Consider the following 13,419-nt stretch of genomic DNA (forward strand, 5'->3'; position numbering starts at 1 on the left):
TTTTACTTAGTTACTACTGAGGGTGTTTCTACTACCTCAGTACCCGTCACAGTGACCGTATTTGGCTCTATCCCAGCTTTCATTCGTTGTTTCATAAGGGCGTCTTCCTGAGCCCTAACGCCATACTCTCTAACAACGATTTCACCGTTACCTAAATAAATTTGTACCGGCAGTTTTTTTATCTGGAATCGATTAATCATGCGTTCTTGAAGCATGTAAACTTGTTGCTTGTATTCTTTACTCAAATCACTGATGAACTTAAAACCTTCTTCTTTATCGATTCGAGAAGTCATCAGGCCGATCTTTCCATAACCGTTTTTAATCTCTTCATGGACGAGTGCGCGCTGCTGCTCACTTAATCCATCAAAGATATACAAGGTCAGGCTCATACCGGGAAAATGGTCAATTGGGTTTACAACCTGCCCTTTGGTCGCCAACAACGTGCCATCTTTCGCCTTAACGTCTTTATGGAACTGGACTCGAGGGTCAATCTTATAAATGGCATCTTCTTGAGCTGTCGGTATGAGGAAGTCAGGGAGATTTTGAATATAGCGATTCATTGCTTTGCGACGTTTAGCATCCCAGTCTACTGCTGCAACACGCTCTTGAATCTCTTCGATTACATCGCGTTCGGTGATGTCGTAAGTAGTGGAGACTACCCCTAGATTTTCAGTCTTTTTACTATCTCGCGCCTTTTCTAAGAACCAATCCAACGAAGCAACGCCGTTAACTGAAACGATATGATTGTCTTTACTATTGCGGTACACCATTGCCGGCGCTTGGGTAATGCCAAACACTTTATGAAGTCGTGGATCAATGGATACTTTAGGCGTTGGACGAAACTCCTTGGCAATGCCATACATCGCCGCGGCCGTTTGGTTAACCATCTTGTCTTCTGGACGCATGCCGCGAAGAATCACGCGAGCATCAACTTCCGAAGCGGTTTTCAGGATGTCTTTAATTTCAGATACCGGTTGGGAGAAAGATACGAAGTAATACAGCTCTTCACCTTCTTTCAATGGGCTATCTGGGCGAGGCTTCATGTCGATAGTACGGATCTTACTTTTATCCACTACCTTATAGGTGTCTTGGATAGTTTTCTCGATGAATGAATGACTATCATCACCAATCTGTTGCGCTGCAGGTATCCATCGTTTTACACCTTCCGGTGCACTCTCTACGGGAGCACTTGCATCGTATTGACGCAGCCAGCTCGGTGCGTCCATCTTTTTCGACTGTTGAATGAGCTTTTTATTTTGCTCAAATGTGGCCATGTCTTCTGTTGTCAGCGTCGGCGCAGCGAATGACGAACTAGCGGTGAGGCCCAAGAGTATTCCCGCGCCCAGTTTCTTTCTAAAAAATGACATATGATTTTCCAACCACCTGACTAGCTATATCCACGGTTCCCCAAAATCTTGAATCAAGTGATCCAGGCAAGGTTCCGAGCGCGAAAAGTTTTCCACTTGTGAGATGTTCTTCTCGGGATAATGAGTCGAGGGTAACTTTTAGATAATCAGCGGTGACACTAACATCTGAGTGGTAGTTGTGACGTCCGTTAAAAACTTCATTGCGATTCACAATGACTGTATCGCCCGGCGCGCCTACGGTAATTTTGGTGAAGAGAGTTCCATCAGGGAATAACACTGTATCTTTGGACCTAAAGGTAACAAGGTCACCTACCCCAACATTCTGATCAGATCTATCCATGATAAATAGTCGACCAGGTATACATGGATAATCACTAACTGGCGGTAACAAGGTATATCGAGAACTGAATCCCATTACTGCAGCCGTGCAAAGAACGCCCGTTAATAGCGGTTTGAATATCCGCTCTTTACGTTTGCTTGTTAGTTTTCCTGTTATTGGAATAACTGCTGACTGTTCCGACATCTTCAACACCCATGAATTAATGGCATTGATTCTGTCACTCACCCACATCCACCGTGGCGATTAAGTGCACCTATCTAGGCCAAGTAAATCAAAGTCAGTTAGTTTTTAACCAATCGGGTAAATTTCTTAAAAAAATGCTTGCGGAACGTTTTCACTATGGGATATTACAAACATCAGCCCGGCAGTATGGGCGAAAAGAATTAAAAGTTTTGCGACTCCTCCACAGTGTTGCAAATCGGGGATTTGGTTGTCCCCACCGATTGTGTCCTCCGACATAATCACGAGGGGTGGTTCCCTCCGAATGAGCTGGGCTTTGCCCGGCTTTTTTCGTATTTAGCAGGCAATAAAAAGGGCATCGAATCGATGCCCTTTTCTATTTATGCCTGATTAGTTTGGTGTAACTACCAAAGTGGCCTCAGACTTATCACCACTATCATCGTAACCAACAACTCGGAAGTGGATCGACTTACCAGGACGCCCCGCTACAGAGAGGTTATCTGCATGGACGTGCACCAGTTCACCATCAACAAACCAGTTATGCGTTGCCATATCACCATCAGGGTCAACACAACCTGATTGAACCGCGATCGTACTACTGTACTGCTTGTATGTGATATTACATACCGGCGCCTTGTTTGGTGCGACTTCAACATCAAGTAGCTGCTCTTGAACAATACCAAACTCAGAAGTTACTTTAACTTTGACTTGGTGTTTGCCTTCGGTCATACCCTCGATATATGCCCTTGTAGAAGTTTGGTCATCGAGTAATACATCATCTAGGTACCATTCATAGGTATCTACACGATCATCAGGATGGCCTAGTTCTACGCGAGCTCGAATCGACGCATCTAACGGGTCACGCATAAACTCAGTACTGTAGTTAGCTGTCAGTTCGATCTTAGTTTCAGGTGGCTCAAGAACCTCCATGATTTCAGTAATCTCTTTCGAGTTACCGCGATCGTCCGAGATAACAACAGTCAGCTGGTGTAAGCCAGGTTTCGTTGCTGAGAAGTACAAACGCTCATTTGATTGGCGGTCGACTTCCATACCATCAAACTTCAAGAAGTTATAGGTATACTCAACAGCTACTGGTTGACTTTCAAGCTTACGAGCAATTGCTGTTGCACTTACTGGTGCATAGCGAGTTCGGTAGTTCACATCAAATCGATACTCAGGGAATTCATACTTCCAAGTACGGATGCTCAAGTCTTTAGTAGCATAAGTATCATCCTTAAGCTGTTTAACCCAAGAGACGAACGTAATGTCAGTATGCCCAAGTGCAGCATCCGATTCAGTTGGGGTGTAAGTCAGCTTAGTTCCATCAACAATAGTACCATCAGGTAGAATCCACTGATTCACCACTTCTGATTTAAGTTGACTTGTGGCCAACCGAACTACAGCATTCAATTCAACCGGTACACCCGCTTCAACAATCCGAGGTTGTTGAATTGAGATACGAACTGGTTTTGGCTTCTTCACTGATATTTGACGTCGGTAAACGTCGTAACGCTTATCTTCTGCCAATTCATTATTGAAGTAAGACATACGGCTCCAAATCTTCATACGATCGCCTGTACCAACGATGTCTAAAGTATTGCCGCCCTCTTCCCAGTTATCACCATCGAATGACCATTCGATCTTACCTTTAAGCTCGTTAGCCAACTCACCATTGTCATAAAGCGTTACTGTCCCTTTCTCACCCTCATACAGAGCTATCGGACCATCTGACTTAAGATCTGGAACTTCATAGCCCAGGATTTCAAGTGTATCGGTTCGACTGATAGCGCCTGAAAGCTTGTTCTTCACAGTTGCACGCACAAAGTAGTGTGCCGCTTTATCAATTACCTGACGTAGACGTGGTGAACCTTGGTATTCATCAATGACTTTCCAGTCATTGGTTCCATCTACAGACATTTCCCAAGTGATGTCACCCATCGCTTCACGGTCTTCACGTTCTTCTGGTTGGTACGTTACAGACGCGGTGAAAGGCACTGGCGCCGCAATACGGTACGTCTTAATTTCACCATCAATCGGGCCACCTTTAAGGACTCGATAGAACGCTGAGTTTGAAAGTACTGTACGAGTGTAACCATCAACTGGTGATTGCAGTTCAGCAACACCGATAAAACGGTATGAACCATAACCAACATCGCTAACATCAAGGTCAAAAGTAACTGATTGGCCAGAGAAGTCTTTAACATCAGTAATCTTATCGTAGTAAGTCTCACGTGTTTCTTTATCACGACGTTCAATAGCAAGGTAGACTTTCCAATCACCCATTGTTTCTTTGTTGTATACAAAGTCACGGCTATCACTGTCGTAGATACCAAGCTTCATCGTTACAGTTGAATTAACTGTGTCCAACGTTCTCAGATCATCTGTAGAAATACGGCTACGAATACGACGCGATGGAACATAAACAGTTTCTAGGTCAACTTTTGTGCTCTTAGATGAGTCCAAAGAGTACTTAGCGTTAACATTGAATTGCTTTCTCGCCCACAATTTACCTGCTGGTACCTCAAGCGTGTCATAAGCAGAAACACTTGTAGTACGGCCGTTACGTTGAACCGCAAGAGTCGTAGTTTCTTCTGAACCATCATTAACGACGAGTTGCAGGTCAGCATTCACACCTTTAGCAATCGCTGTAGTGAAACGGCTACCGTCCAGTTCTACAGGGAAAAGGTTTTCGCTGATCACTTTATCCTGCTTCACTGTAAGTGCTGGTGGATCCACTTCGCCAACGTTGATTACCGCACTTTCTTCTGCAGCTAGCGAATGGTTGCCATTGCTATCGTACATCCATACTCGATAACCCACTTCGTTGGTCATTTCATCAGATGACATGGTAAAGCTACCTGTCAAAGAATGAATGCCGCGGATATATGAGCCGGCAGTGCCAGGTGGCAAGTTAGTCCACTCCAACCAACAACGAATTGATTCACCATAACGGAAGTCACGCTCATGCAGCTCTTCTTCTGAGCTATAAAGAGCACACGTGTTACCTTTTATCTGGTCAACTTCCAAGTCCAATCTTTGAACTTTCTTGTAGTAATCAAGATCAGATCCATCCAATGAGTAGTCCATTGGCATGTAGTTAACGATGAATGACTGGGTATAGTAGTTACCGGCAGTATCTTTAACAGTCACTTCAAACGGATACTCTTTAGCAGGAGTAAGGTTCAACGAGGCTGCTTGTGGATATTTAATGTACTTACTATCGCCCTTCAACTCTAATGAAATACCATTCACTTTAGCCGAAACAATCTCAGCACCGCCATCGAAAGTATCCAACGCGATGATGGCCATGTTTTCAAAGAAGTAGACGTCACCTTCATTGATGAAGTTCTGCCCTTTGTACATTACCTGCACTGTAGGTGGATTACGGTCTAACGTAACTGATGGATATTGCTTCGTCATCTTGTTGTCGTATTGGTCCGTTAACGTGACAATCGGAAGGAATTGACCATCTGCAACCGAGTGAAGGTCATACGTAAAGATATACTTTCCGTCACGAACCTCTGGCGTACCGACTGCGTTTAGGACAAAGTTCTCCTGCGGCTGAGATACCATTTCCTGAGTTTCGACCACGTTCAAACCGTCCACAGTAAATACCGGGATCAAAGCTTCAAAATCAGGGTCTGGTGTTAACTCAAGTTTAGCGGATGGCACCCACCAACTACCGGATAACCCAAAGTGTGGTGTATCAACAATCAGCTTAGCTTGTTCGTTTTCAACAACTACGCTAACGCCTTCAACGTCATACTTATCAGTTGTCGCGCTACTTTTTGAACGAGCTTGGATATAAAGACCTTTCGCTTCTGGGGTACGGTAGTCCCATTTCATTACGTAGTCTTCTGGCACGACTTTGTTTTTAGATTCAAAATAGCCGTTTAGTGAGTCAATCGTTAGACTGTATTTTGTCTGGCCAGTAACCTGCCCTTCAACACCAATGCTTCTTGAACCGGCATTAATATCACAGGCGGTGTTACCAATTTCAATAATACATGAACCTAGCCCGTCGACAGTCGCAACTTGACGGTAGTCTCTAGATTCTGCTGAAACTTGGATTTTTGAAATTCCAGACGCTTTGTTGTAGTTAGTCACTTGGAGGCCAGTAAAGGCTCCATGACTTAACGTAGTTTTAACCCCGGTGAAGTCAGGGGCGATCGGTGCAACCGCGTTTACGTTGATTGCATCTGATATAATTTCTACTTTGTCTAGATTTGTACCTGAGAAGTATGAAATGGAGTAACCGAACTGGTTAGCACCTTCCTTCAACAGATAACCATCTACGGCCATCCCTGCAGCTGTTATCCCCGACGGTAGCTCGGTCCATTCAAACAAACAGACTAAACTATCCCCGTGGTCAGCTTTCGCCACACTAGGATCTCCCGTAAGTTGACAACCGGAACCGTCAGCTTCTTCTGCAACCATTTGGAAAGGGTTGACGTAAGCTTGTTGGTCCCCTAGTACGGGTAAAGATACTTTTGGTGATACCGCCTCAATCGAACCTGTTACAAGAATCGATTTTGAAACGGCGTGACTGGCCCACAAAGCTAAGGGTATTGCTACCGCTAAGGTTTTGATGTTTGTGGATTTCATGTAAGCACCAGTTAAAGAGCTAAAAGTCAACAGTACTTTACTGAATTGAACTATGCCGCATGGTGAATAAAACCCACTTTGTAAGGGCAATTAATCAACATGATTTGGCGAATTGAAGGCGCATGAAAGTAGCCACTTTTTAATAAAAAGTGGCGTTATTTGATGTTATTGAGGGAAATGGTTGTAACTAGAATTACATGCAAACAGCCATTTTCTTGGCATTATTTTTAGCTGAGATTTTCAGTTGGGTTCCAGGTTTAAGAACACAGACTTTACGGGCTGAAATATCACAAGCTTCACCCGTTTTTGGATTGCGCCCCGGACGAGAATTTTTTTCAAGAATTCGGAACTGGCCAAAACCATGCAAACTTACTTCGTTACCATTCTGGAGTTCATCACTAATTTGTTGAAAAATATCAGTGACCAAGGATTCTGCCTCGCGGGACGCTACGGGCAATACCTCTTGGAGACTTCTTCCTAAATCACGCTTAGTTAATGTCATTTAATAACCCTTCATTGTATTTAGCTGATCGCAATGCGATTAATGCATTTGGCCTTTCTTGTATTCTTCAATTCGCTGACACTCCATGCACTTCACAGCTGTAGGAACACCCAGCAAGCGGTCATAATCGATCTCTATTCCACAGCTTTCACAAAAGCCAAATTCATCCAGTTTATGCGTTAAACGGCCGAGTACTTTACGTAGATTAAGCAATTGTTTCTCTTCACGATTGCGTAAAGCTGCACCACAACTACGTTCAGTCTCAAGAGTTGCTCGGTCTGTCGGGTCAGGCATGCTCACGCCTTCTGACAAGCATGTGTTCTGTTCTGAACTTAGTCTTTCTTGAATGTTGGCAATCCCTTGGGAAACCTTCTCTCGGATGCAATTTAATTGTTGTTCTGACAGAAAATCGTGTACTTGCATTTTTCAAACCTTACATACATTTGAGCGTAAAAATAACTTGTTAAAATGATGACTAGTTTCCAAAAATCGGACCATTGGAGGATATAAATACCCATCATGACCTTTTGCTTTTTTGGCAACTTCGGGTAACTCCTTCTTAGACCACTTAGCCAGCATTACGTATTTAGTCCCTATATTTCCCAAATGCAGCTCCCATGTCGGATCGTAGTATTTGCCATTAACACAAATGATCGAGTGCTCAACAGGAAGCACTCGACAAGCAAAGGCTAAAACGTATTCCGCACCAGGGAACAAATCATTCATCACTATCGACCAGCTGTTATCGAAGCATCGATTAGGCAGACATAAGCCAGAATCGACGATTTTTTGCTTCAATTCTGCTGGTAGTGGGGAAACAAGGACGTTGGTCGTCATATCTGGGTTAATCCCCTTTGCTATGACGGTATCAATCATTTTGAATTCCAAGCTTCCACCCTATTAATCAGGACTTTCCACATTTATAACGCTAAACTTTGAATGTGCAAGCCCTAATTTTTAGTTTTGTGATGATTTTTCTTGATGGCAGTATTCTTTGTAAGGTTTAGTGCGATATTGTGGGCGTTCAAACCCTCTCATTGAACGCTCGGCGCGACTGGCAGCCAGTATTCTTTGCGGCGTATTTACTTGCATGTCGTAAATTTGTGATACATGCACTGTGAATTCATCTTCGGTGTACCCCCAGCCAAACGCACAGTACTTGGTTGAATCCATTTCTTGATATGCCTCCAACCGCTCCTTGATTGTTCTACCGATCATCAGCTTATCAATTGCTTTTGAATACCTTTCCATCTCATGACGAATGATCGGGTACCCAGAGTAACGACCTTCTAGATACTCTTGGATGTCATCTCGAACACCATTGTTATCAATATCAGACCCGAGGAGCTCTACTTCGGCAGTTGTCAGCTCTCTTACGTTGTTGGGTGTAGTATCATGAGCAGATGCACTCATGGAGTTAAATAAACACACAGTGGCTAATATGCCTAATAACTGAACCTTCAAGGCCTTCATGCCTTCTCCCATAGTGATTTTACGTCCACTAGCGTTATTTGCTTTGTTGATATGTTTGACCCGCTAGAAAGCGGGTCATATTGGTTATTTTTGGCTTTCAATCATTTTTATGAATTCCTGCATTTGCGCAGGTTTCATATAGCCAGCCACCTTAGCCTTTCCATTTTGAACATAGACAATACCCGGCGTACCCGCGATGTCGAACGCTTTCATGAAGTCACCGTTTTTCTCTATTAGTTCACGAGTTTTAACGGTTGCAGGCTTAGTATTTGGACGGGCACGTTGAGAGCGGATATGCTCATGCTCTTGTAAAGCTGCATAAGGATCTGGTTGGCTAGTGATGTACTCAATCACATCCGGGCTTTGAGCCGACAGGAACGACACAGGCACCCAGCGAACTTCTAAGCCATCTTGAATCGCAGGCTCAATTTCATTGAACAGTTTCGAGCACCAACCGCAGAATGGTTCGATAAATACATACATCGTACCTTTGCTGTTGCCTTTAGGGTGTGTGGAAAAGTACCAACCTTCTTTTTCAAAATTCTCGAACACTTTGTTGTAGTCAGGAACCGGCTTCTTCGCATCTAAATACTTGGAAGTTATGTTGATACCGTTTTGATCAATTAGAGGTCCAGCAACAACGTAATTATCTTTAGTTGCCCAATATAAATGGTATTCGCCTTGGTTTTTGACTAGCCACCCAGTAAATGAATCATGTTGGAACACTTCGATAACTTCAATGACACCTTGGTCAATGAGGTTTTTCAGTTGTGGTGGCGCTACCTGCAATGAGCTCCCTGTCGCAATAGGCTGATCTGTATTGGAGTTGATTGCTGCCATACTTTGAGCAGAAAACCCACCTAACAGTGCTCCAGCGATTAGTAATGTTGATAATTTGCGGCTACTTACCATTTTTTTGAAGACCTCATTCATTCCATACGGAGTTCGTAAACACCACCAGCGGCTTTCACCTTGAGTAGTATTTGTTTGATTTGATTTTGGCTCTGTTGGTTAAACGATTTTTTGAAGTCATTGAATCGCTCACAGAATTCAGTCGGGATCTCTAACGCGATAGTTTCGCCCGAGGTCGTTTTGTATGAGAGAGTCGTCAACATCATGCCAAAATTAGAACTTGAAGTGATGGTTGCCTCTGTCCAATTGGAAACATTACGTAGTTGAATTAGCTCAGTAGCCAGAACCAATAGTGGTTCTACTCTCAATTTTGTCTGTTCCTGAATAATCATTGGGTTTCCTTCTTGAACTGGCATCACTTACTCAAAAGTTTGAGTGTGTAGTTATACGCATCTTCAAGTACCCACACTTCGATTTACTCCGGCTTTTTAGCCGCACTTAATCAACGCACCAAACTGGAGCAATTTTGTGTTCACCCATCCTAACGCCCGAAAACTACTACCATTACTAATGATGGCGTTTTAATACTGCTAGTTACCGCTACTTAATGAACATATGATTTTTTTAATGTCTCTAGAATATCGGCAGAAATTATTCGAGGCATGATCTGTGAAGAAAATAACGTACATATGGCCATTGATACCTTTAACTTTATTTAGTGCCATTGCTAATGCCGAGGTGTTGTCTTTATCTTTTATTGATACAAACAATTCTTTAGTTGAGCTAGATAGTGCTAATGAGTTTTTCAACCCGACAACAGACATAACCTTCTCTGTATCTGGTGGCCTTGACCGCAAATTGTCCTTAAGGATTGAAGACAGCAGCGGAAACACAATTAGCTCTACGGAAAGCAATGTCATAGGTGTAAATGACAGGATTACTGCGATCGGACGTGACTATTACGGTAAAACCTTAACTTTGTCGGCGCCAAATGATGGAGCCTATTCGCTCGTTGCTGACATAAAGGACCTATCTGGTGAAATAATACAAACCAACACCTACCCTATCGTTATCGACACGACCGCGCCTACTCTCGGTTCTCCACAAGCAACCAGTTATGGTGGTCTAGATGGCATAAACATGCCTGCAGACACTTGGTATACCGGCTATTACAGTACAAACAAATATTATGTATCCGATATTGCCGATGACAGTTCTGGCGTATCAGAAGTAAACGCGATCACCAGGATTGGGGAAAAGGTTTATAAAAAAGGTGCCGCAAGTTTTGACCCTCAAGCCATGCAAGCTCATATAGGCAATGGATCATCGTGGTTTCCTAGTGGTGACAACGCGGAGACTGTTTACAGCTTACAGTTTGAAGTGGTCGATAAGGCCGGCAACATTGCTTATTCGAAAGAACAAGACCTGTATTTTGATACCGTTGGAGGCAACGCGCAGCTTTTCGCAATCCATGACCCAGATTCTACAAATGTAGTGGGTGGCCAAGCAGGTTACGAGCCCTATGTTGCGGCAATGACTGTCAAAGAGAACCCTATTTCTTTTATGTATCGGATACCAAAATCTAACTACGCCAACCTAGTTCGTGGTGGTATCACTCCTGTAGGGCACTCAGCAATCTACGATGATGTCGATGACCAGTATGTGTATGTTGTTTTCACGCGGCCTTATGGTTTTACAAACGGTAACTATGTGCGATTTCATGACCGCCGCTCTTGGTCTATTCAAGGTGTGAGTTACAACTTAAAGCTTGATGATTCCGCGCCTAAAGAGCCCGTTCGTAAAGGTAACCAGTATCAGTATTCCGATATAGGTTGGAGCAGTTGGGGCCGTGAAGTGTACACGGAGGAATTACCAGTTTCTGTCACGGCTGCAAAGATCATAGTTGAACCAAGAGACTATGACCAAGTATTTGAGCATATGGGGAAATGTACTGTGCCGGCTGGGGATACGGAGTGTGTTATCACCTACGACCCACCAAAACTCTTAGATACAGGCACCTACGGCAATCTACATAGTGGTTCTTCAATCAAAAACTTGGATGGTAGTTTGTATGGTGCTCCAGGCTGGGCAAGTGTTCACTGGAACGATACTCACCACCCTGAAATCACTAGTACGGAATGGGATAAGAATACTAAGGTCGTTACGGTTTATGCTTACCAACCAAACCGCGGCTATTACTTTGATAACACCCGGATCACTCAAGCCTATCTAGAATCGAATGGTCAGAAACTCTCTGTCAAACGTATATTATCTGAGGAAAATGGCACTAACTATAAGTACCAATTTGATTTGAGCACTTTACCCGAAGGCTCATACACCGTTGAAGCAGTAGTGATGGAGAAGCACCACAATTACGCTAGAAAAGACGTTGTATCATTCACAAATGACACTACCCCACCAGCAGTAACTTTGCTTTATAACGGTGCCATTATTGGTGACATGATCCAAGGTATTAACGGCATCACCGTTAGCGCCATAGACAACACAGCCATGACTATTCTCGACGCGAGCTTATCAGGTGGACCAAGTGAGGATTTAGTTTATCTTGCGATTACTGACCTTGGCCAAAACACATGGAAACTCGAACAACCCCGTATTTTCCCTGCTTTGCAGGAACAACAAAGTTACACGCTGACAGTACGAGTTAAAGATGAATACAACAACATAGGTACTGGTACTGCGAGCTTTCAATACACTCCTGAGAACTGGATTAAACTAGAGAATTTGAAAACATTAGCCATTAGCAAAAACCTGCTTAACAGACAGGGTGAGCCACTAGCTAGAGTCACATCATCAGAGTTACGTACTGACTCTGGAAACTTAGCAACCGGTTTGCAGGATGCTCTTGTAACACTCCGTTCTGACGCTCCATTCGGCTTAATGGTTGAAGGCGTTGAGGTATCTCCAGGTCAAACAAAAAGTATTCAATTAGACTTGGGTGATTTAGGAGGAAAGCTCGATGTGCCGATATATCCATCATCAAATTCAGAAGGCATTGCATCCTTTATGCTTGAGGTGCCTGAGCTAACAAGTAAATACGATTAAGGCCGAGGAAACACGTTCATGAATGATACGTTCAGAAAAACTAGAAATGCGTGGTTAACACTAGGGACACTTCTGACACTCCCTGTATATTTTCGAAGTGGCGAGCTGCTACAGGACAGCCTGCCAGTACTAAAACTATTCTTCTTTTGGATAGCATTCCTAGCAACAATATCGCCGCTATTCATAGCTGTATATTTAGCAATTACTATCTATAAACGCATGATTTCAAAGCGTGTAGATAAGGTACAAACAACGTCAAATGATGATGAAAAACCTGAGCTTAATGTTGCAAAAACAACGTTAAACAAAGTCAGCACAAACAAGCTGACCAAGCATTCAATAGTAATTTATGGCATCTTCGCGGCTTCCTTTATCCTGCAAAAAGACTTGTCCATAATTGAACTCATTGGGCATCAATCGTTACTGATAGCCGCTACTGCCGTGATTGTTTGGGTGCTTATTTCAACAGTACTTTGGCTTAACAAGTCGTTTCTAACCAACTTGGTGATATTTAATAAAGAAAAGGGTTTGAAGCGGTACAGCCCAAACAAGACAGCTATTGCACTCATTTGTACCACTGTCTTTGTAATGAACATAGACAAGTTAGTAGATAGCTATGTTTCGAAACAAAACAGTTACGTCATAAATGGACAGCTTTTAGATGTAGACGTCGATCGAGGCCAGGGAACAAATGTTATCACCGTAAAAAGAAAGTCAGGCAACATTGAGCTATTAGTTGCCCCTTCTGAGTACGAGCAAGCAAAAGCGCTTCAAGAAATGGTTGGAGAGAACTTAGAATTTAACGTGTATAACCACACATTCATTATACCAAACATCGGCAAAACTCACTTTGTATCACTCAGTGACAACAAGCCCAATGAATAGTGCGAAATTTGATAGTGATTAGAAATAGTAAGGGACTCCATTGAGAGTCCCTTAGTGAATGGAGAATACAAGAGAAGTGGACCCCGCTGGTTGGACACATAAGCTCATTTCTTAAGTGGTTGACCCAGCTCATGCTGCGTATCTTTGCC

11 protein-coding genes are annotated in these 13,419 nt (G+C 43.2%); 2 read left to right on the top strand and 9 right to left on the bottom strand.

The window, feature by feature from the left end:
* Window positions 1-2 precede the first annotated feature (2 nt).
* The 9 genes from R7D93_RS22190 to R7D93_RS22230 all read right to left on the bottom strand — a co-directional run bounded on the left by R7D93_RS22190 (window position 3) and on the right by R7D93_RS22230 (window position 9,711).
* Window positions 3-1,367 (bottom strand): TrbC family F-type conjugative pilus assembly protein, encoded by a 1,365-nt coding sequence (locus R7D93_RS22190; protein ID WP_225478122.1) that lies wholly within the window; start codon window positions 1,365-1,367, stop codon window positions 3-5.
* Window positions 1,354-1,932, bottom strand: coding sequence for a S26 family signal peptidase (locus R7D93_RS22195; RefSeq protein ID WP_225478121.1), 579 nt, complete (start codon window positions 1,930-1,932; stop codon window positions 1,354-1,356). The genes R7D93_RS22190 and R7D93_RS22195 overlap by 14 nt, the downstream gene beginning before the upstream one ends.
* Window positions 1,933-2,277: 345 nt before the next feature.
* Window positions 2,278-6,492, bottom strand: a complete 4,215-nt coding sequence (locus tag R7D93_RS22200; protein WP_225478120.1) for an Ig-like domain-containing protein — start codon at window positions 6,490-6,492, stop codon at window positions 2,278-2,280.
* Between the two features lie 193 nt (window positions 6,493-6,685).
* Window positions 6,686-6,994, bottom strand: a complete 309-nt coding sequence (locus tag R7D93_RS22205) for an HU family DNA-binding protein (protein WP_053409870.1) — start codon at window positions 6,992-6,994, stop codon at window positions 6,686-6,688.
* Window positions 6,995-7,033: 39 nt separating this feature from the next.
* A complete protein-coding gene (locus tag R7D93_RS22210) occupies window positions 7,034-7,417 on the bottom strand; it encodes a TraR/DksA family transcriptional regulator (protein WP_225478119.1) in 384 nt (127 codons plus the stop codon).
* Between the two features lie 3 nt (window positions 7,418-7,420).
* Window positions 7,421-7,870: a hypothetical protein gene (locus R7D93_RS22215; RefSeq protein WP_225478118.1), complete on the bottom strand. Its 450-nt coding sequence runs from the start codon at window positions 7,868-7,870 to the stop codon at window positions 7,421-7,423.
* An 81-nt stretch (window positions 7,871-7,951) separates the two neighbouring features.
* A complete protein-coding gene (locus R7D93_RS22220) occupies window positions 7,952-8,467 on the bottom strand; it encodes a hypothetical protein (protein WP_225478117.1) in 516 nt (171 codons plus the stop codon).
* Between the two features lie 84 nt (window positions 8,468-8,551).
* Complete coding sequence (locus R7D93_RS22225) at window positions 8,552-9,379, bottom strand: thioredoxin fold domain-containing protein (protein ID WP_225478116.1); 828 nt, start codon at window positions 9,377-9,379, stop codon at window positions 8,552-8,554.
* A gap of 17 nt (window positions 9,380-9,396) precedes the next feature.
* Window positions 9,397-9,711: a hypothetical protein gene (locus R7D93_RS22230; protein ID WP_225478115.1), complete on the bottom strand. Its 315-nt coding sequence runs from the start codon at window positions 9,709-9,711 to the stop codon at window positions 9,397-9,399.
* 277 nt (window positions 9,712-9,988) lie between these two features.
* On the opposite strand from R7D93_RS22230, the gene R7D93_RS22235 reads away from it, so the two are divergent.
* Together R7D93_RS22235 and R7D93_RS22240 are read left to right on the top strand one after the other, a co-directional pair.
* Window positions 9,989-12,385 (top strand): Ig-like domain-containing protein, encoded by a 2,397-nt coding sequence (locus R7D93_RS22235; protein ID WP_225478114.1) that lies wholly within the window; start codon window positions 9,989-9,991, stop codon window positions 12,383-12,385.
* An 18-nt stretch (window positions 12,386-12,403) separates the two neighbouring features.
* Complete coding sequence (locus R7D93_RS22240) at window positions 12,404-13,270, top strand: hypothetical protein (protein WP_225478113.1); 867 nt, start codon at window positions 12,404-12,406, stop codon at window positions 13,268-13,270.
* The last annotated feature ends 149 nt before the right edge of the window (window positions 13,271-13,419 follow it).

The organism is Vibrio sp. YT-15, from assembly GCF_033337445.1.
GTDB lineage: Bacteria > Pseudomonadota > Gammaproteobacteria > Enterobacterales > Vibrionaceae > Vibrio > Vibrio alginolyticus.

Bases quoted from the DNA above. Each gene is read 5' to 3' on its own strand.
- R7D93_RS22205 (WP_053409870.1), bottom strand. From the start codon at position 6,994: ATGACATTAACTAAGCGTGATTTAGGAAGAAGTCTCCAAGAGGTATTG.
- R7D93_RS22215 (WP_225478118.1), bottom strand. From the start codon at position 7,870: ATGATTGATACCGTCATAGCAAAGGGGATTAACCCAGATATGACGACC.
- R7D93_RS22225 (WP_225478116.1), bottom strand. From the start codon at position 9,379: ATGGTAAGTAGCCGCAAATTATCAACATTACTAATCGCTGGAGCACTG.
- R7D93_RS22240 (WP_225478113.1), top strand. From the start codon at position 12,404: ATGAATGATACGTTCAGAAAAACTAGAAATGCGTGGTTAACACTAGGG.
- R7D93_RS22190 (WP_225478122.1), bottom strand. From the start codon at position 1,367: ATGTCATTTTTTAGAAAGAAACTGGGCGCGGGAATACTCTTGGGCCTC.
- R7D93_RS22220 (WP_225478117.1), bottom strand. From the start codon at position 8,467: ATGAAGGCCTTGAAGGTTCAGTTATTAGGCATATTAGCCACTGTGTGT.
- R7D93_RS22230 (WP_225478115.1), bottom strand. From the start codon at position 9,711: ATGATTATTCAGGAACAGACAAAATTGAGAGTAGAACCACTATTGGTT.
- R7D93_RS22200 (WP_225478120.1), bottom strand. From the start codon at position 6,492: ATGAAATCCACAAACATCAAAACCTTAGCGGTAGCAATACCCTTAGCT.
- R7D93_RS22210 (WP_225478119.1), bottom strand. From the start codon at position 7,417: ATGCAAGTACACGATTTTCTGTCAGAACAACAATTAAATTGCATCCGA.